Origin of the sequence: Candidatus Leptovillus gracilis, from assembly GCA_016716065.1 — a bacterium.
GTDB classification, from domain to species: domain Bacteria; phylum Chloroflexota; class Anaerolineae; order Promineifilales; family Promineifilaceae; genus Leptovillus; species Leptovillus gracilis.
The window spans coordinates 274576-293602 of record JADJXA010000006.1; the positions used below are offsets into that span (position 1 = coordinate 274576).

The 19027-nt window shown below is 57.1% G+C and carries 14 protein-coding genes; 6 read left to right on the forward strand and 8 right to left on the reverse strand.

The window, feature by feature from the left end; translation table 11 throughout:
* Nucleotides 1–53: 53 nt before the first annotated feature.
* The 3 genes from IPM39_17525 to IPM39_17535 form a co-directional block, all read right to left on the reverse strand.
* Nucleotides 54–1157 (reverse strand): hypothetical protein, encoded by a 1104-nt coding sequence (locus IPM39_17525; protein ID MBK8987839.1) that lies wholly within the window; start codon nt 1155–1157, stop codon nt 54–56.
* A 126-nt stretch (nt 1158–1283) separates the two neighbouring features.
* Nucleotides 1284–2498 carry a trypsin-like peptidase domain-containing protein gene (locus IPM39_17530; protein MBK8987840.1) on the reverse strand — a complete coding sequence of 405 codons (1215 nt, stop codon included), beginning with the start codon at nt 2496–2498 and terminating at the stop codon, nt 1284–1286.
* A gap of 292 nt (nt 2499–2790) precedes the next feature.
* Nucleotides 2791–3612, reverse strand: a complete 822-nt coding sequence (locus IPM39_17535) for a methyltransferase domain-containing protein (protein MBK8987841.1) — start codon at nt 3610–3612, stop codon at nt 2791–2793.
* Between the two features lie 124 nt (nt 3613–3736).
* Here IPM39_17535 and hydA point away from each other — a divergent pair, with 124 nt between their 5' ends.
* Together hydA and IPM39_17545 are read left to right on the forward strand one after the other, a co-directional pair.
* Nucleotides 3737–5098, forward strand: a complete 1362-nt coding sequence (hydA, locus tag IPM39_17540; GenBank protein MBK8987842.1) for a dihydropyrimidinase — start codon at nt 3737–3739, stop codon at nt 5096–5098.
* Nucleotides 5099–5218: 120 nt separating this feature from the next.
* Entirely contained in the window at nt 5219–5437 is a 219-nt protein-coding gene (locus IPM39_17545; GenBank protein MBK8987843.1) for a hypothetical protein, read from the forward strand.
* A gap of 717 nt (nt 5438–6154) precedes the next feature.
* Here IPM39_17545 and IPM39_17550 read toward each other — a convergent pair.
* From IPM39_17550 to IPM39_17560, 3 genes are all read right to left on the reverse strand, one after another.
* Nucleotides 6155–10240 carry a tetratricopeptide repeat protein gene (locus IPM39_17550; protein ID MBK8987844.1) on the reverse strand — a complete coding sequence of 1362 codons (4086 nt, stop codon included), beginning with the start codon at nt 10238–10240 and terminating at the stop codon, nt 6155–6157.
* A 68-nt stretch (nt 10241–10308) separates the two neighbouring features.
* Nucleotides 10309–10845, reverse strand: coding sequence for a hypothetical protein (locus IPM39_17555; GenBank protein ID MBK8987845.1), 537 nt, complete (start codon nt 10843–10845; stop codon nt 10309–10311).
* Nucleotides 10846–11083: 238 nt separating this feature from the next.
* Nucleotides 11084–12910, reverse strand: coding sequence for a DNRLRE domain-containing protein (locus IPM39_17560; GenBank protein ID MBK8987846.1), 1827 nt, complete (start codon nt 12908–12910; stop codon nt 11084–11086).
* Between the two features lie 96 nt (nt 12911–13006).
* On the opposite strand from IPM39_17560, the gene IPM39_17565 reads away from it, so the two are divergent.
* The 4 genes from IPM39_17565 to IPM39_17580 all read left to right on the forward strand — a co-directional run bounded on the left by IPM39_17565 (nt 13007) and on the right by IPM39_17580 (nt 17060).
* Complete coding sequence (locus tag IPM39_17565) at nt 13007–13144, forward strand: hypothetical protein (protein ID MBK8987847.1); 138 nt, start codon at nt 13007–13009, stop codon at nt 13142–13144.
* Nucleotides 13141–14682: a murein biosynthesis integral membrane protein MurJ gene (gene murJ / locus IPM39_17570; protein MBK8987848.1), complete on the forward strand. Its 1542-nt coding sequence runs from the start codon at nt 13141–13143 to the stop codon at nt 14680–14682. The genes IPM39_17565 and murJ overlap by 4 nt, the downstream gene beginning before the upstream one ends.
* 126 nt (nt 14683–14808) lie before the next feature.
* Complete coding sequence (recA, locus tag IPM39_17575; GenBank protein MBK8987849.1) at nt 14809–15861, forward strand: recombinase RecA; 1053 nt, start codon at nt 14809–14811, stop codon at nt 15859–15861.
* A 398-nt stretch (nt 15862–16259) separates the two neighbouring features.
* Complete coding sequence (locus tag IPM39_17580; GenBank protein MBK8987850.1) at nt 16260–17060, forward strand: S1 RNA-binding domain-containing protein; 801 nt, start codon at nt 16260–16262, stop codon at nt 17058–17060.
* Nucleotides 17061–17163: 103 nt separating this feature from the next.
* On the opposite strand, the gene IPM39_17585 is transcribed toward IPM39_17580, so the two are convergent.
* Both IPM39_17585 and IPM39_17590 read right to left on the reverse strand, forming a co-directional pair.
* Entirely contained in the window at nt 17164–18426 is a 1263-nt protein-coding gene (locus IPM39_17585; protein ID MBK8987851.1) for a molybdopterin molybdotransferase MoeA, read from the reverse strand.
* A gap of 25 nt (nt 18427–18451) precedes the next feature.
* Nucleotides 18452–18982, reverse strand: coding sequence for an HAD family hydrolase (locus tag IPM39_17590; protein ID MBK8987852.1), 531 nt, complete (start codon nt 18980–18982; stop codon nt 18452–18454).
* Nucleotides 18983–19027: the final 45 nt, after the last annotated feature.

Consider the following 19027-nt stretch of genomic DNA (forward strand, 5'->3'; position numbering starts at 1 on the left):
AGGGGCAGATTTGGTGGTCTGCCCCTCGGTGTTCAGTGTTCGGTGTTCAGTGTTTAGTAACGCAAAATGGCCCCAATGCGGCCGGCCGCTTCCAGCGCCGGGTTATCGGTGATGATTTCCACATGGCCGCCCTGAGTCATAGTGAGGGCAACGGCCGTGTCCACTACATCCGCCACTTCGACCAATTCCTGTTCCACCAGCGGGCTGCGCGCCAGGTTGGCCACCACAAAGCCAGACCCCTGGTGTTCATAACCCGGTGCGCGGAAACCGTCGCTGATAATCAACGTTTGCACCCGCTTATCGCTGATGGCTTGCAGCGTATCATCGAGACCCACGACGCCATTGCTGCCGCTGGCGTGCAAAGCAACGAGCTTTTCCACCAGCTTCTCTTCCCGTTCGGCGTTGGCTTTGCCAAGCAAGTTCAACGCATGTTGGCGGATTTCATGCTCACCGGCATTCATGTCAATGCTAAACATGCCTGCCAGGCATGATTGCAGCTTTTTAGACAGCAGCTCGCGGAACGGGGCCACCGTCTCGGCTGTGCCGCCCAGAAACAATCGGCGAATGGGCCGATTGGCGAAGAAATCGCCGGCCGCGTCGGCTACCTCGCGCAGGTTACGCTGCACCACTTCCTCTTCACGGCGCGCGCCGCCGCCGCCGCCACGCATGCCTACGGCCGAAGAGCCACCCCCCTTTTTTACCTTCTGGACATCTTCGCCCATAAAGCCACCGGAGGCTTGTAGTTCGCCCAGGTGGTATTCAAAGAAACGCGCGCCTACCCGGTCTACTAAAATCACGCCAAAGTGGGCGTAATGGTCTAGCAAATGGGCCAGCGGTTTGACATACGGTTTAGGGCCTAACCGCATACGGTTGCGAAAGGAAACGGCCGTTGGATAAGCCCGGAAGAATGTGCCGTCGTGGTTGGCAAATAACGCCAACCCCGGTTTAGCCCAATCGTAGCTGTGGTCGAGATATTTCTCAACTGTGTCTGCCTCCTCTACCTGGTTCAGTTGCGCTTCCTTCAGCATCCCGCGCACCCGGAGCTTGATGGCTTCAACGGATTCGGCGGTGCTGTCGGTATTCAGGTAAATGCTCAAAACCTGTCGCCCATCGGATTCATACGTGAGCAATTCCTGCAACTGTTCTTGGTTAAACATGTGACCTCCTCTAAGCCTAAAACAGAATAAACGAGGTAAAAGGCGACCTATCCGCTCCCTTGAAAAACAGACCGGCCGCCAGACTCAGCGCCAATTCACCGCGCCGAGAGAATAACACAGGAAGGTTTACGGCCGTTCGCCCAGCGTCAGCGGAACGACAATCTCTTTGCCCCCGCGTACAACAGTCAAATCAACCGTCTGTCCGGCCGCCGTTTCAAAAACCAGGTAGCTGATCAAATCATCACTGCTGATAATCGGCGCGCCGTTGATGGCAATGATAAGGTCACCGCCAGGCCGTGGCGTTCCCAAATTGCTCAGCCCACTGGCAATCAGCCCGGCTGCGGCCGCCGGCGCATTCTCTGAGACGGCTATCACATACGCGCCGCTGGTGGAAGGGATATTGAGCTGCTCGGCTGTGTCAATGTCCAGCGTTTGCATCCGAATGCCCAGATAGGGATACACGTAAGCGCCGTTGCTAATTAAGCTCGGAACAATGCGTTTAACGGCACTCACCGGGATAGAAAAGCCGACGCCAGAGTTAGCGCCGGTGTCGGTCCGAATGGCGCTGTTGACGCCAACAACTTCACCCAGCAAATTGAGCAGCGGCCCACCGGAATTGCCGGGATTAATCGCCGCGTCTGTCTGGATGACCTGGGGCAGCGAATAGCGGCCGCCGCCTTCCACGGTCCGCTGCGAATCTAGCGTGCGCCCCAACCCGCTGACAATGCCAATAGACATGGACCCCGCCTCGCCAAAGGGATTGCCGATGGCAATGACAAATTGACCCACGTGCAGCGCGTTCATGTCGCCAAGAGGAACGGGTTGGGCGTTGGGGGACAGGCTTTCGGCGCGAATGACGGCCAGGTCGCTGTCTACATCTGTGCCCACGAGTTGGGCGCGGCTGCGATAGCCATCGGCAAAAACCACCTCGAAGGCGTCGCCATCGGCCACGACGTGGTTGTTGGTGACGATGTGTCCATCGCTGTTGTAGACAAAACCGCTGCCGGTTCCCAAAGGAAACTCACGGCCGTCGAAGCTGCTGTAGACAAAGATGTGGACAACCGCCGGATTGACGCGCTCGTAGACGGCAACCAGTTGGTCTTGCAGATCGAAGCTGAGGGAAGCTGGCGGGGAAACAACCGTGTCTATTGCTGTCGGTGCGCTGACGGCTGCCGGGGTAGGCATCTGCGCCTGCACCGTGGCCACGACTTCCTGGACGATGGCGTCTGTATTCAGGCCAACGGCCGTTTCCGGGTTGACGCTGGATACCTGGCAGGCCAAAGTCGTCAGAAAAAGAAGGGCCAGAAAGTAAAAGAGATAAAATCGGCGTGTTTGGGTCATGGTTTGATCCTTATGAAATTGGTCTACGAAGTCGCCAAGACATAGGCTGGACGTCGCCAGTGACGCCAGCCTATAGGTTGAAACCTGTCAGGTTTAAATTCGTGGGAAGGGGGTGGCTTGTTTGTGTCATTTTCTGGTACTGATGATGCAAGAAACGGCCGTACGGCGCCTCTTTTTCCTGCTTAACCGTATTGTAAGTAGGCGGTATTGCCGATGTCAAGTCAGGTAAGCGGATTCCTATCTGACGTTAACTCCACAGCCTATACGAACTGGATTATGACACGTCGGGTTATCATAAGGGCAGGTCAAACGCCAGTTGATACGCCTGGGGCGTCGTTGGTTTATCGGCGCGAAAACAATGGACCAGTCCTTGCAAATCTCGCTCCTGACGCACCACAAATCCCGCTTCTTGCAGCAGGTCGCGCCAATCATCGGCAAAGCTTAGCTGCAGCGCGCCGGGTCCCATCACCAGCCAATTGTTGGCGCTGCGCACTCGTTCAGCCAGAAGAAGACGGCCGTCTGGCCTGAGAATACGGTACACCTCGCGCAGCAGCGCCAACCGGTCCCCCTGCTGCCAAAATTCAGAAACCACCCGGTGCAAGATGACGGTGGAGACGCTGTTGTCGGGTAGCGGCAGGAGGTCTACACGGCCGTTTTGCCAGACCAGGCGCGGGTCATTAAGGGCGTGTGGCTGGCGGGCGCGATACCGCTTCAAACTCCGGCTCATCGTCCCCTGCGGATGATACACATCCACCACAATGATTTTGCCGCTGGTCAGGCGGCTGCCAAGCTGCAAAGCCAGATCACGCACCCCCAGGTCTACATAAACCAACGTATCCGTCGGCCGCAGTTGGGCCATGTCGAACAATATGTGCTGGGGCCGCAGCCCGGCGGCATCGTACAACTGATGGGCCGCCCACAGCGCGGCCGCCAAAAAATAGCTCAACAGCAGCAGCAGCGCCAACGACAACGGCACAAACGACAACCACCCTTTTTGCAGGCTGACGCCAATCGTCACCAACGCCAACACAATCCCGGCGTAAGCCAGCAGGTATAGCGGCCAGTTGGCCCACACATGGCGTATTGCGCCGCTGTAGGGTGATTTGCGTCTCATGGGAGTGTAAGTATATATCAAGACAAGGGGAAAGGGAGATAAGGAGACGGGGAGAGAGGGAGACGAGGAGACATGGTCATGGGCGTCAATCGTCAATCGCCAATCCTTTGTTACAATTCTGGCTATGAACTACGATTTGGTCATCAAAAATGGGACGGTGGTAACGGCCGTTGCTACCTATCAAGCGGACATTGGCATCAGCGGCGAACAGATTACGGCCATTGGCGACAATCTCAGCGGCAGCCGCGAGATCAACGCCGCCGGTAAGTTGGTGACGCCAGGCGCGATTGATCCGCACGTCCACCTGCAAATGCCCATCGGCGACTTCACCTCCACCGATGACTTCTTCACCGGCACACGCGCCGCGGCCTTTGGCGGCACGACAACCCTCATAGATTTTGTGGAGACCGCGCCGCAGGAGACGATGCTGCAAGCCCTGGCCGCCCGCCGCGCCAAAGCCGACCCCAAAGTGGTGATTGATTACGGCCTGCACATGACCATTGGTCCCAACGACATCGCCAAACTAGGACAAATAGCAGAGGTCTATGCGGCCGGCTGTGGCAGCTTTAAGCTGTACATGGCCTACGGCTTGCGCCTGACCGACGGCCAACTGCTGCAAGCCCTGGAAGCGGTGCGCGACGTAAACGGCCTGCCGGTGGTCCACGCCGAGAATTGGGACGTCATCACCACGCTTATCGCCGGCAATCTGGCCGCCGGCCGGGTGGAACCCCATTGGCATCCGCGCAGCCGCCCGGCCGCATTGGAAGGGGAAGCGGCCGGCCGGGTGATTGATATTGCCACCTTTGTCGGCGCGCGGCTGTACATCTTCCACGTCTCCTGCCAGGAGACGGTGGCCCGCATCGCCGCCGCCCAGGCGCGTGGGCTGCCGATCAGCGGCGAAACCTGCCCGCAATACTTGTTGGCCGATTGGTCGTTGTACGATCGGCCGGGCGTGGCCGGGGCGCTGCCCGTCTGCTCGCCGCCCATTCGTGACCAGGCGGAGCAGGCCAACCTGTGGCAGGCGTTGGCGCAAGGCGTGTTGTCGGTGGTGTCTACCGACCATTGCCCCTTCACGGCGGCGGAAAAGGAGAGCCGCCTGGGCGATTACAGCCGCATCCCCGGCGGCGTGCCCTCCATTGAGATGCGCTTCCCGGCCATGTACCATTACGGCGTGCGCCAGGGCCGCCTGACATTGAACCAGTGGGTGGCGGTCTGCTGCGCCAACCCGGCGCGGCTGTTTGGCCTGGCAAACAAGGGGGATATTGCCGTCGGCGGTGACGCCGACCTGGTGGTCTTCGACCCAGAGAAAACAGTGACCCTCTCGCCGCAAACGCTGCACGAGGCGGCCGGCTGGACGTTGTATGATGGCCTGACGGTGCAAGGCTGGCCGGCGGTGACGATCAGCCGGGGGCGGGTGGTGGTGGCGAATGGGACATTTGTGGGGCAGATGGGACACGGCCGTTTTGTGCCGCGCCAGTTTGCGTAAGGCAGAAGTATTGACAAACGGCCGTTCTCCCGGCATACTGAAACCGTTGTCCCTGCATTAACCACTTTAATCTTTGCGCCTTCGCGCCTTTGCGTTAAAAATTCTTAAGGAGAAAATGATATGTCTGAAGCCATCGTAAAAGAAATCATTGATCGCGCCGTAAAAGACGAAGCGTTCCGCAAGCTATTATTCAGCAACCCCGCCGAAGCCCTGCAAGGCTACGACCTGAACGACGAAGACCGTAAACTGCTAGAAAGCCTCACTGAAGAAAACTTCGACGAATTCGCGGGCGGCTTAGGCGACCGGACAACCAAAGGTAGTTGGGTTGTTGGCGCATAAAAAGCTGTTTGTTTCAGGTTTTGCGTTTCCTAACAAATGCAAGCCTGTTTTTATTTTTGTACGTTTGAACGGAGGAAAAACATATGAAAATGTCTGCCAAAACAAAAGTAGTCCTGATGAATGTTGCATTGTTTGTCACGGCCGTAATCATCTATTTGCCTGATGGTGTTTGGATTGTCGGCACGTGATCGTTTTATAAGCACCTTGTGATTTAAAACAAAAGGCTCCAGAGATAGGTCTGGGGTCTTTTATTTTCGATCCCCTCTAGCAGCCTGTCGGAGAACTCAGGATAGGTACACGGATTGAACGGATTCGACGGATTTTTACGGATAAATCACCAGAAAATCGGTGTAAATCGGTTAAATCCGTGTCATCCGTGTATCCATTTCTACTTTTCCGACAACCTGCTAGTAGCCGCTGTATCCTTACCGCGCCGATGCAAACGCGGTAAGGATACCACGGCTACACCCAAAGCCCTGTCATGCTGAACAAAGCGAAGCATCGGGGATGGTCTTCGTTTGAACCAACTGTGACAAAGCGTGGCCGAAATAAAGACTATCCCCAAAGCATCCCCTTCGTCTGGAATGACCACGGCATGGGGATTCTTTACGGGGATTCTTCCCCATTCGGCTTCGCTCAGGGCCGAAGACTCCGCTCAGAATGACAAGTCAGTTACTTTGGTGATTTTCTTAAAGCCCAATCGCCTCATTGAGTACGTCAGCCAGAAGTAGATTTACCCAACTCTGAACCAACCACTTCCAAGCAATAAACTCTGTCATTAAACCGCGCTCGCTTTTTGGCTGTTGCCTCACAATTCTGTAAATGCTGAACTTTTTTTTCTGGTTCAACCTCAGCTAAAGCCAGATAAAGCAGCGGTAAATAGTCGGGACAACCCTCTGTGTCCACAGCGTTCACACCCACTCGCAATGTTTCTATTGCTTTATCTCTTTGCCCCAATTTCAGCAGGGTTTTGCCACTAAAGTAATAAACTGCTGGTCGCCACCAGGCAATCTCCCTATCTTCTGCTAATTTCAGCGCCTTCTCAAAGTAATTCATTGCCGCTTTTTCGTTCTGTTGTTCCAGAGCTATCTGCCCTAAACCGACAAACAAACGAACTTTGGCTTCAGGTTTGGATTCCGATGAAGGGGTAATCAACTCTTGGGCACGTTGTAAACACGCTGACGCACTTTCCAATTCATGGAGAGGAAGGTGATATTCGTAAGCCTGAACCAACAACAATTCTAATAGGCCAAGTTCATCATCCATCCGATTAAACAGATCATTTGCTTCGTCGAAGAACATTCGGGCTTCAGCAAAGCGCCCAAGGTAACACAGGACCTCAGCATTGTTAATCAAGAAATGAGCCAAAAAATTTCGGCTCGCTTCACGGCCGATACTGATTGCCTCAGTTAGAGTATGCAAGGCACTTTCTGGTTGACCCAACTGAAATTGAACCAGTGCGATATTACTGAGTGAAGACGCCGTATTTGCTGGAACACTAAAGTCACGCGCCAAGTCAACGCTCTGTTGCATATAGAAAAGAGCCAAGTCTAACTTTTTTTGTAGGTAGTAAACAAAAGCCATGGACTCAAGCACACGCGCCAGACGATCTCTGTTTTCTACTTGCCGACACAAAATTTCAGCACGCTGCAAGTGAGTCAGTGCGAGATCATAATTCCCAAGCGCTGTAGCAACGACTCCAGACCATCTATGAGCATAAGCTAATTCATCTACCGGAATATAATCAGCAAGTTCACTCACTACTTTTGCTGCGTAAACCTGCATTTCATCATAGTTACCATGCCGATATTTCAGATCCGTCATCAAATTATAGGCTTGAGCGAGACGCGCCAAGTCCTGATAGGTTTCGGCGAGGGCGATGGCCTGCTCTACGTCTTGCATGGCGGCGTTGAAGTCGCCGAGGAAGCGCAGGCATTCGCCGCGGGAGAGGTAGAGGGTCACGGCCGTTTCCCATCTCGCCTCTCTCCCCAACACCAGCAAATGCTCCTCCGCCAGCCGGTACAACTCCACCGCCTCCTTGTTGGAGAAGATGTCGCGGGCATCGTTGGCCGCTGCCAGGGCGTAGTGCAGCCCTTCTTCATGCGCCCCGGCGCGGTGGTAATGGTAGGCCAGCAGGGTGAAATACGGCCGTAAATTAGCCGCAAACCGCGCCGCCAACCAGTCGGCCATCGCCTGATGCAGCATTTGCCGCCGGGCGTAAGGCAGGCTTTCATACGCCACCTCGTGCGTCAGGGCGTGCTGGAACAGGTAAATCCACTCCGGGTCGGCCGTCACCAACTGCGTCATTTCCTCGCTCGAAAGCTGGTGCAGCAAATCATCCAATTCCGCGCGCGGCACATCCCCGGCAATCCTTTCCAGCGGCTCCAGGGCGAATTCACGCCCAATCACCGAAGCCACCTGCAACAAATCGCGGCTGGTCGGCGATAGGCGGTCCAGCCGCGCCAGCAGCAGGCCGTGAATGGTGTCGGGAATTTGCAACTGCGCCAGCTTTTCCTCATCCACAACCACACGGCCGTTCACTTGCAGCACCGCCGCGCTCAACATCATATTGATGGACTCTTCCAAAAACAGCGGGCTGACCGGGCTGTCACGGCCGTCACGGTCACGCAGGCCCAAATGCTGCTCCACCGCGTCTGGCAGCGCCGCCACGCCCACCAGTTCACGCAGCAGGCGGCGGGCCATGGTCGCCGACAGATCGCCCAGAATGATGGGGATGCACGACGGCCGTTCCAGCGTTGCCAGGTGCAGTTCTTCCAACAGCCGGAAAGTAACCGCCACAAAAATAGCATGGCCTTCCAACGCCTGCGTCAGGTCATCCAACAGCGCCAGACTCGTCTGGTCGGCCCAGTGGGCGTCTTCCAGAACCAGCAGCAGCGGCTTTTCCTGGGCAGCCGCCTGGAAGCAGCGGCGCACCAGGGCAAAAAAGCGCGCCTGCCGCACCTCGGCGGAGAGCGCTTCGATGGCCGGTGGCGCGTCTATTGGCAGCCGCAGCACCTCGCCCCACAGCGTCACATCATCCCCGCAGTCGGGAACCAGGGCGCGCGTGCGGCGCACCACCTCTTCCGCCTGGCTTTGCGGGTCCAGGCTGGGGCGCAAATTGAAAAAGTCGCGCCAGATGGTCAGCCACGGGCCATAGGGCGTATCGGTAATGTGCTGTTGGCAAACGCCCACCACGCCCACGCCGCCGGCCGCCAGCCAATGTTTGATGCCTTCGGCCAACAGGCGGGTTTTGCCCACCCCCACCGCGCCGAAAATGGCGGCCACGCCGCCCACGGCGCCCACGCCGCCCACGGCGGCCACGCCGCCCCCACGACGCAGCGCTGCGTCCATGCCGCCCAGCAGCAAATCCAGCTCGGTGTTGCGGCCGATAAGCGGCCGTTCTCCATGACCAAAATAGATTTGTAACTGGCTGGTAGACGGCCGTTCACCCACCAGTCGGTAAGGCGCTATTTCTTGCTGTTTGCCCTTCAACTGCTGCAGGGGCTGAACTTCAAACTCAAATACATCGTGAACACGGGCGACTGTGCCAGGGTGGGTTAGCGCCTGATTCGGGCCACACACCTGGGTCAGCCGCGCCGACACATTCACCACATCGCCGACCACCGTATATTCGCGGCGGGTGGTGGAGCCAACCGGGCCAGAAAACACCTTGCCCGCCGCCAGGCCAATGCGCTGCGCGGCGATAAAATCGGGCTGCTCGCGCAGCAGCGCCAACGCGCAGCGAATCGCCTGATCCGGCGCGTCTGGGGCCACCGGCGCGCCAAAGATAATATGCAGTTGATTGCCCTTGTCGCCGGTGAGGATGCGGTTGATGCGCGCATTGCGGCTGCCGAAGCGTTTGACTACGCCTCTGGCCCACTGATAATAGGCTTGCATTTGCCAGGCCATTTCGTCTGTCTCGATGTCTGAACTGGCGTCGCTGTCGTTGATATACTCAAACTGCACAAACAGGCTGGTTACCGGCCGGTGTTCGGCCAATTCGCTGGTGTGCCCGTGCAGCAGCCGCTCGGTGAGGGTCGGCGGGATGAAGGCCCTGGCGGTTTCGCTGAGGCGGGCGATTTGGGCGTCGTCGTAGGTAGACCAATCCAGAATGGGTTTGGGAGAGGGTATGGATAGGGGGAGACGGCCGTCTAGCAGACAAAACGGCTCGTTAGCGCACAGCTGGGGCAGGCCGGCCAGGGCGATGATTTCCCGGCTGGCAACCACCTGACCGGATTGGGCCATTTTTTCAGCCGCGGCGGCCGCGTCTACGGCCGTGCCGGTCAGCACAAACTCCAGGCTCTCCGCCGGATCGCCGACGATCATTTCCTGGCAACGGCCGTAGGCCACACCAATTTTAATGGTCAGGGGGAAGACCGGATTTTTGCCCGGCGGCCGATTGGTCACGGCGCGGCCAAAGCTGGCGCGCATCAACTGCTGCATCATTTGGGCGCAGACCAGCGCCCGTAAGGCCGCCTCGCGCGCCGCCATTTCCCCCACCAATGCCGGAAAATACACCGACATGGCGTCGCCATAAAAATGACTGACCGCGCCACCCAAATCGTGGATCACGTCTATCATCGCCGTGAAGGTGGTTAGCAAGACGCGGTTTAGCTCCTCTGCGCCGCGCGGCCCATCAGAGGCCAGCTCTTCAGACATGACGGTGAAGCCGGAGATGTCGGAAAAGAGGGTGGCAGCCTGAAGCAAGCGGGGCTGCCCCGGCGTTGGCAGCCCGGCGTGCATGATCTCTTGCGCCAGGGTTGCCGGGATATAGGCGGCGATTCGTTGGGCAGTGCTGCGCATGGGTTCTAAAGAGAGTCCAGGTACGTTGTGTACCTATCCATTAAGAGGGTAGAGGTGGGAGACGGCCGTTAATCGTCCAAATCTACCTCATACCCCCGGAAATAAAGCGTGTTCAACGTTTTGATCAGCCGCTGCGTTTCATCTTCGCTCAAACTGATGCCCAGATAAACCTTCTGATTGGCGTAATCAAACGTCAGGCAGCGATGCCGATCACTCAAATAAAACGGACTGATGTAACGCATGTCGAAGGCTTCGGTCACTCCCCACAAAAGTACCGGCCGCCAAACGGTCAGCCGCTCCTTGTTGATGAATAGAATCTCTTGCACGGCGGCAAAATATTGCCAACGACGCAGCAAGACGCGGCCTAAAAAATACCAGATAACCAGCCAGATCAGGACGATCACCGCCAATACAAAAGCGAATCTGGCCCCCGGCATAATCACGTCGCGGATCAGGAAAATCAGCATCCAAAATGTCATGCCCACCCACACCACCAGAGAGGCGGAAAACAACAAAAACAACAGCCAGTTTCGTTTCACCGGCATTACCACTTTTAAGCCCTCTGGTTTGTCCTGTAGGGTAATTCGACCAATGTCTTGAATCATAGATTTCTCATCCGTGCGTGCCTCACAAGCGCCCTATTCTATCCCAGGCGGGGGAATTATTCACCTTCGTGAGACGCAAAAAGGGCGCACGGCCGTGCGCCCTTTTGCTATTTGTTGAACTATTCTCGTTTAGACCGGACAGGTTTTCGTAAACCGCACTCCGTACATGGTTTTCCGGTGGCATTTGCCAAAAGTAGCACCCTACGGAAAACGGATTACCGATTACCGAATACGGGTACTAATCGCCTTCGTCCGGCTGCACCACCAGAGGAACCTGGTTGGTCGTCACCGCCTGCTGTCCGCCAGCGATGACGGGGAAGTAGGCGGCAATCTGTATGGTTTCGTTGGGATCCACCACCACAGACGCCTCAGCCTGCTGCCGGAACTGCTCAATGCGCGTCACGTTGCCCGGATAGAGCGCTTTGCCCACCGCCTCGAAGCGGTAGATGTGAATGTCACCCGCGCCACAACCGACAGTATTGGCCGTCGAATTAAAATCGGCAAACGTGCCGGAAGCGTTGGTCAACCAGGCGGTCCAGGGGCCGCCATCGCAGGAATAAAAGACATTGGTTTCATCAACAACGGCCGTGCCCGGCGCAACTTCTATCGCCCAGGTCACACGGAACGTCGTGTCGTTGGAGATTCCCGGCGGGCCGGCGATGTGATTGGGCGGCACAAACTGCAACACCTGGGCATTAGGATAAGGCGGTGTGGTGTACACCGTCGTAAACGTCTCATTGCTCCACGGGCCAACATTGCCCACCTGGTCGGTGGCCTGGACGCGGAAGCCATACGTTTCGCCGTTGACTGCGCCTGTCACAAAGCGGGTATGCTGCCCATCGCCTAACTGGAACACCTGCCCAGCCTGCCAGGGGCCGCCATTGACGTTGAACTGCACCGCATATTGGCGCACGCCGCTGCGGTTGTCCGCGCCGGTCCAGGTAATGGGGAAGCCGGCGTCATAGGTAAACTGCGGCAGCGTTTGGAAGCTGGTGATGGGCGGCACGGTATCGGCCGTTGTGCTGGTTTGCTGCTGCGCCGGGTTGCGCGTAAAACTTTCGGCGTTACCGGCGTTATCCACTGCCCGTACCCGGAAGAAGTAGGGCACGCCATCGGTAGAATTCAGCCAATTGGCGCTTTGGGCCGTTGTGCCCCGCAGCCAGGGCGACCAATTCACGCCGTCTATGCTAAAGTCTACATCCCAAAAAGCAATGCCTGTGGCCGGCGAACCGAGGTCAATACCAGACCAGGCGACAGTAAAGTCAGCGCGCGAGAACTGCGGCAGTTGGGTGATGGTGGATTCGGGCGGCACGGTATCCACCGTTACCGTCCAGTCCACCCGAAGCCGGGCAAACAGGCCATTGGCCGCTTCACGGGAATGGAAAACACGCTCAAACGGCGCGGCCGTGCCCTCGTTGCCGATGATAATCACCCCATTGTTGGGATGTGCGCCAGTGACCCAATCGCGCACCAGATTGGTGGCACTGCCGGTCTTTTCGCCGGCGCCTGCCGTAATGACGCCCGTGCCTAAGGAGCCGCCCCACTGGGGCCGGTTGTTCATCCAGGTAACGGAAAATTCATTCCAGGAGGAACTGAGATGACGCGCTTCAAAGCCCATGTCGCCGGCGGCATCGCTGGTCCAAATCCTGAAAATGGCCGAGTTAATGGTGGCGTTGCTGGGAATGCCGGCGCCGGCCACATTAAACAACAAATAGATACGCTGCGCACCAAAGCCATCGGCCGTGCGGTAGCCCAGACGTAAATCGGTGCGATTGCCATAATTGGTAAAGGCGACCGGTGGCTGCCCTTCCGGGATACCGGAGGTGACAAAGGAATCCATCTGCACCGGAATCTCGGTGATGGTGCGCACGCCTTCTGGCGTTTGAACCTGGCTCACGATGCTGGCCTCCAGAGGAACGCCATATTCGTCAACCGTGGGCGATTCCGGTTCTGACGGTGTCTGTTCCTGCGCCGACAACGTCGCCGCACCAAAACAGAGCGCCGCCACCAGCGTTAAAAGCAGGATTTGTACGGCACGTTGGGTAATAAATTTTATACTGCGCATGTTTTTCTCCTTGGCTAAATTGGTGAAACTGCCCGACCTCCCTGGGGTAAGCAGTTACAAACTGACATTTTTATCACGTTGGTTGTTAGAGGTTCAATGACGCTACATTGGGAATTGAACAACATCTCCTATTATACACCGCTTTTGCGGTCGCAGAATTTGAAGATGAAGACGGCCGTCGCCCACCCCGCCCGTTTGCCCAAGCCGCAGAGCAAGGTACAATCGCCGCCATGAATCGCGCACGCCATTTGCTGCAATCATCCATCATCGTCATCGCGCTGCTGGGCATAGACAAGCTGTTTGGGCTGGTGCGCACGCAGTTGGTCGGCGCGGCCTTTGGTACCAGCCCTGACTACGACGCCTTCACCGCCGCCAACCAACTGCCGGAAGTATTTGTCACCCTCATTTCCGGCGGCGCACTGGCCGCCGCCTTCATCCCCGTCTATTCAGCCTATCTCAACAACGACAAAGTACGGGAAAGCGGCCGTTTGGCCAACACCATTCTCACACTGGTGCTGATCATTTTGAGCAGCGTCTCTGCCCTGGGTGCGTTATTCGCGCCCTGGGTTACGCGCCACATCCTCGTGCCCGGCTTCGACCCCGCCCTGCAAGAGCTGACGGCCGATTTGATGCGCATCATCCTGGTGCAAACCACCATTTTTGGCGTCAGCGGCGTCCTCAGCAGCATTTTAAATGCCCACCAACATTTCATCCTGCCGGCGTTGGCCCCCATTACCCTGAATGTGGGGTATCTGGTGGGGCTGTTTATCCTGACGCCCTCTTTGGGCATTGCCGGGTTGGCCTGGGGCACGGTGGTCGGGGCTGTACTCCACGTTTCCATCCAGCTTCCCGGACTCCGGCGCTACCAGGTTCGCCTGCGCCCGGCGCTAAGTCTGAACCTGAGCGGGGTGCGCGAAGTGATCTGGCTGATGGGACCACGTATCGTTACCCTGGGCGCAGTGCAGGTCGCCGACTTGTTTATCATTCGCATCACGTCAGGTCTGGGCGATGGGGCGACTTCGGGCTACTTTTATGGCTATTATTTGCAGCAGCTGCCGGAGACCTTGTTTGGCACGGCCGTTGCCCTGGTCCTCTTCCCCACCATGGCCGAGTTGTTCAACAAAGGGGATATTGCGGCGCTGAAGCGCGTCGCCAGCGCCGGACTGCGCATTATTTGGATGCTCACCATACCGGCTGCAGCCGGGTTGGTCTTATTGGGCCGCCCGGCCATTGTGGTATTGTTGCAGCGCGGCGCTTTTACGGCGGAATCCACCCAACTGGTTTACAGCATCGTCGTCTTTTTTAGCTTACGGGTCGTCAGCGAGGCCACGTTGGAAATTGCCGCCCGCCTATTCTTCGCCCAGCACAACACCCGGACGCCGATGTTTGTCGCGTTGGGCTGGCTGCTGACCAATATTGGGCTGGCTTACCTGTTGGTACGGCCGTTAGGCGCGGGAGGATTGGCTCTAGCCAGTTCCATCGCTTTTACGCTGCAAACGGCCGTGCTGCTGCTGCTCAACCACCGACGGCTGAACGGCCTGCCCTGGCGCGAACTCGGCCTCAGTTTTGGCCGGACCATGCTGGCGACGGGGGGGATGACGGCCGTTATTTTGGGCATCGGCCAAACCATCCACCAGCCGCTCCCCTTTCTGGTTGTCGGCGGCGCCGCCGGGGCAGCCGCTTACCTGCTGCTTAACCTGCTCCTGGGCGGCCGTGAACTGCCCACCCTTCTTCATTTAATCCGCCGCCAGACCCCGGTCACCTTCGATTAAACCGTCGTCAATTAAATTTCCGAACGCACGTTCATTTTCAATAACTCAATATTGACAAAACAGAACATACGTGCTATCATGGTCGCATTGTTGTCCTATTAAACTCTTCACAAGGAGATCAAACTCATGGCTGGTTCCAACGGGGATGCCCGCACCGCAACGCTGGAAAAAACATTAGAATCCCTCAACAAACGCTTCGGCGAAGGCGCCATCATGCGCCTGGGCGATGCCCAACACCTGCAAGTCGAATCCATTCCAACCGGTTCACTATCCTTAGACATTGCCCTGGGAGTCGGCGGCGTGCCGCGCGGCCGGGTCATCGAAATTTATGGCCCAGAATCCTCCGGTAAAACAACCCTGTGCCAACACATCATCGCCGAAGCGCAAAAACGGGGCGGCGTCTGCGCTTTCATAGACATGGAACACGCCCTGGACCCCAACTATGCCGAGCGCTGTGGTGTAGACACCAACAATCTGTACGTCTCCCAGCCAGACACCGGCGAGCAAGCGCTGGAAATCGCCGACGCTCTCATCCGTTCGGGAACAATGGATATTGTCGTGGTGGACTCAGTGGCGGCATTGGTGCCACGCGCCGAAATCGAAGGTGAAATGGGCGACGCCCACGTCGGTTTGCAGGCCCGGCTGATGTCGCAAGCCTTGCGCAAACTGTCTGGAGCCATCAAACAGACAAATACCGTCGTCATCTTCACCAACCAGCTTCGCTCCAAAATCGGCGTGATGTTCGGCAACCCGGAAACCACCAGCGGTGGTAACGCCCTCAAGTTCTACGCCTCGGTGCGCCTGGACATTCGCCGCATTGAAGCCATTAAAGCAGGCAACGAAGTGGTAGGCAACCGCACCCGTGTCAAGGTTAAGAAAAACAAAGTGGCGCCCCCGTTTGTCGAATGTGAATTCGACATTATGTATAACGAAGGCATCTCCACCGCCGGCGATATTTTGGACCTGGCTGTGCAATATGAACTGGTCAACAAGCGCGGCGCTTATTTCCGCTACGGCGAAACGCTGTTGGGCCAGGGACGTGAAAATGCCAAAGTATACCTCACCGAAAACCCGGCCATCCTGGACGAATTGGAGTACCTCATCCGCCGGGCAACCAACCTGCCCACCGATGAATTTGAACCATCGGCCAACAAAGCCATCGCCGAAGCGACGTTTTAATAGCTCACGACTCGAATTCTTGGACCGGCAATAAGAGTATTGTCAAAGATTGCGCAGATTTTTATCTTCCAACTGCGCAATCTTTGACAACCCTTTTTGCTTCTGGTTTGTCCAGGTCAGGTGAACAGCAATTCCAAACTGAAGCGAGGCGGGCGGGCGGAAAGGTGTGGGAAAATGGCCGAGGCATCGGGCCGCCTGCCCCGCCTCTACACCAGACCCATCATCGGAATTGGGGAAAACAGGGCTTTGCCAGTTGACAGCTTAACGCCCATTGTTATAATTGCGCATTGTCTAATTACAAATTTAACTGTGTTCTGCCCCCAACGAGTGATGAACAACTGACCATCTAGTCTGCGCAGAGCGCACAATCATTAAACCCTGCGTAGGAGAATCTAGTCATGAGCGAAAATGACACAACCAACCTGATGGAAGCGCCATCAGAAATAAACCCCCAAACCGTGGATGACCTCCAACCAAAAATGAAGCTCAAAGGTGTTGTAAAACGCCTGGAGCTGTATGGCGCATTTTTGGATGTTGGTGTTGGGGTTGACGCCCTCATTCACATTTCCAAACTCGGCACAGAGCATGTCAACCGCGTCGGCGATGTCTTGCATGAAGGGGATGAAGTCACGGTTTGGGTTGACAAAGTGGATAAAAAACGTTCCCAGTTGATGGTGACGATGATCGAACCGCTGTCGGTTGAGTGGCGCGATTTGGAAGAAGGCCAGATATACACCGGCACAGTTAGTCGTCTGGAAACTTACGGCGCGTTTATCAACATTGGCGCCGAACGTGAAGGGCTGGTCCACATCAGCGAACTCAGCCACGATTATGTGAAGCAGCCATCTGAGGTTGTGAAAGTTGGCGATGAGTTGCAGGTGCAGGTGCTTGGTTACAGCAAGCGCAAGCGCCGCATCGATCTGAGCGTCAAGTCGCTGTTGGAAAAACCAGACGTGCAGCAGTCGGTGGCTTCGGTGATTGAGTACAAGCATGAAATGCCCCAAGATGATATGGAACAGGAAGATGAATCCCTGCCGACGGCGATGGAAATTGCCCTCCGTCGAGCGATGGGCGATGACCTGCCTACTTCCAGAAAGTCGCGGCAAAGCCGCCAAAATCGCCGCCAGCGTGATCGTGATAGAGAACGCGCCCGGCAGGAAGAACTATTGAGCCGCACGCTGTACGTGGAACAATCATAACCAACAAAAAGCCCCGCTAACACGGGGCTTTTTTTTAGGTAACAGCTCAGACGTGCCGACTCTTGAAGAGCTGAACTGTTGCTTTCTCTATGCTGTACGGCCGTTAAAACACCATCTCAGGCCAATCAAGCATCCAGGCGCGCAGGTGTTCGCCCGGAGGCACAAAGGTGACGCCCTCAGGCACGATCAACAAAGCATTGGCTTTCACCAGGGAAGTCATCACGTGGGAACCCTGGCTGCCAGTGGTGGTGGCCGAATAACCACCAGCTTCGCTGCGAGCAACAACGGCGCGAATATAGCTTTCACGGCCGTCTGAATGAATTGCGTCTTGTAACACAACCGTGAGTTGTGGACGGTCTAATCTGGTATGCCCGCCCATTTTCAGGATAGCCGCCCTGGCGAACCGCTCGAATGAAACCAGGGCAGACACCGGGTTACCGGGCAGTCCTAAGTAAGGAATTCCCTGATAACGGCCGTAAGCCAACGGTTTGCCCGGACGCATCCGCACCCGCCAAAAGCCTACCTGGCCTTCCTGCTCCAGCACCGCCTTTACCACGTCGTAGGCGCCCACAGACACGCCGGCCGAGCTAACAAACAGGTCTACCCCCGCCTCCAGCCCCACTTGCAGGCAGCGCCTCACGTCCGCCTCGCTGTCGCCGGCAATGCCCAACATCAGGGGTTGCGCACCTAAAGCGGCCACCTGGGCCGCCTGCGTATACCCGTTGCTGTTGCGAATCTTGCCAGGGGTCAACGGCTGGTCAATGGGCAGCAGCTCGTCGCCGGTGGCCAACACGCCGACCAACGGCCGTCTCACGACCGCCACCTGGCTAATGCCCAACGAAGCCATGACGCCAATCTCTTGCGGCCGCACAATCCGCCCGACCGGGATCACCGTCTGCCCGGCCTGTATATCCTCGCCAACGCCGCGCACATAATCGCCGGGCTGGACGGAACGGCTGATTTGGATGGTGGGGGGCAGCGGTCGTTCCCGGCCCCGCCATGCCTCGTTGGTGGCTTCTACCGGCACAACCGCATCTGCGCCTGGCGGCATGGGCGCGCCGGTCATAATACGGGCTGCCAGGCCAGGGCCAATTACTGTGGGATTCATCTGCCCGGCGGCCACGTCGGCCACCACGCGCAGGGTGACAGGTTGTTCGGTGGCGGCAGCCACGTCGGCGGTGCGCACAGCGTAACCATCCATTGAGGAGTTAGCAAACGGCGGCAGACTATCCTGGGCGATCACTGGGGCCGCCAACACGCGACCCAATGACTCCAGCAGTGGCACATTTTCCGACGGCAGCACAGACACACCAGCCAACACAGCAGCCAACGCCTGTTCAACGCTTAAATCTTCCTGTAAAGACATATTCAATCGTCAATCGTCAATCGCATCATGTTACGGCTAAACGGCCGTCCAATTCCAACAGCGCGGCTTCCTCTTGCATGGCGGTTAACACATTGCCAATGTGGGTCCACAACTCTAACTGCCCAGCAAAACAAACCTGGCTGAAATCGGCCGTCACCTCGGTGACGTGCGCGCGGTCTACCCCGGCGGCAAAACGCAGGTCTTTCCACTTTTTGCGTACCGACCAAACAGTTACCTCACGGATGTCACGCGACGGCCGTACCAGAGCCGTGGCAATCAACAATCCCGTAATTTCGTCGCAGGCCAGCAGGGCAAAATCCACTGGCTGCTCCCGCTCTACCCCGGTCCCGGCCGTGTAATGAGACAAAATAGTGCGGATGACTGTCTCATCCCAACCACGCTGGCGCAAAATAGCCGACCCGGCGCCGGGATGCCGGTCCAAATCTGGGTGAATCTCCCAATCAAAATCGTGCAGCAAGCCGATTTGCTCCCAGCGGGCGACATCTTCGCCCAACTGAGCCGCATACCAGCCCATCGCCGCGCTCACAGCCAGCATATGCCGCCGCAGACCGCCATCCTGCACAAATTCACAAACGAGGTC

Coding starts and splice junctions, on each gene's coding strand:
- IPM39_17525 (MBK8987839.1), bottom strand. CDS start 1,157: ATGTTTAACCAAGAACAGTTGCAGGAATTGCTCACGTATGAATCCGAT.
- IPM39_17530 (MBK8987840.1), bottom strand. CDS start 2,498: ATGACCCAAACACGCCGATTTTATCTCTTTTACTTTCTGGCCCTTCTT.
- IPM39_17535 (MBK8987841.1), bottom strand. CDS start 3,612: ATGAGACGCAAATCACCCTACAGCGGCGCAATACGCCATGTGTGGGCC.
- hydA (MBK8987842.1), top strand. CDS start 3,737: ATGAACTACGATTTGGTCATCAAAAATGGGACGGTGGTAACGGCCGTT.
- IPM39_17545 (MBK8987843.1), top strand. CDS start 5,219: ATGTCTGAAGCCATCGTAAAAGAAATCATTGATCGCGCCGTAAAAGAC.
- IPM39_17550 (MBK8987844.1), bottom strand. CDS start 10,240: ATGCGCAGCACTGCCCAACGAATCGCCGCCTATATCCCGGCAACCCTG.
- IPM39_17555 (MBK8987845.1), bottom strand. CDS start 10,845: ATGATTCAAGACATTGGTCGAATTACCCTACAGGACAAACCAGAGGGC.
- IPM39_17560 (MBK8987846.1), bottom strand. CDS start 12,910: ATGCGCAGTATAAAATTTATTACCCAACGTGCCGTACAAATCCTGCTT.
- IPM39_17565 (MBK8987847.1), top strand. CDS start 13,007: ATGACGCTACATTGGGAATTGAACAACATCTCCTATTATACACCGCTT.
- murJ (MBK8987848.1), top strand. CDS start 13,141: ATGAATCGCGCACGCCATTTGCTGCAATCATCCATCATCGTCATCGCG.
- recA (MBK8987849.1), top strand. CDS start 14,809: ATGGCTGGTTCCAACGGGGATGCCCGCACCGCAACGCTGGAAAAAACA.
- IPM39_17580 (MBK8987850.1), top strand. CDS start 16,260: ATGAGCGAAAATGACACAACCAACCTGATGGAAGCGCCATCAGAAATA.
- IPM39_17585 (MBK8987851.1), bottom strand. CDS start 18,426: ATGTCTTTACAGGAAGATTTAAGCGTTGAACAGGCGTTGGCTGCTGTG.
- IPM39_17590 (MBK8987852.1), bottom strand. CDS start 18,982: ATGCTGGCTGTGAGCGCGGCGATGGGCTGGTATGCGGCTCAGTTGGGC.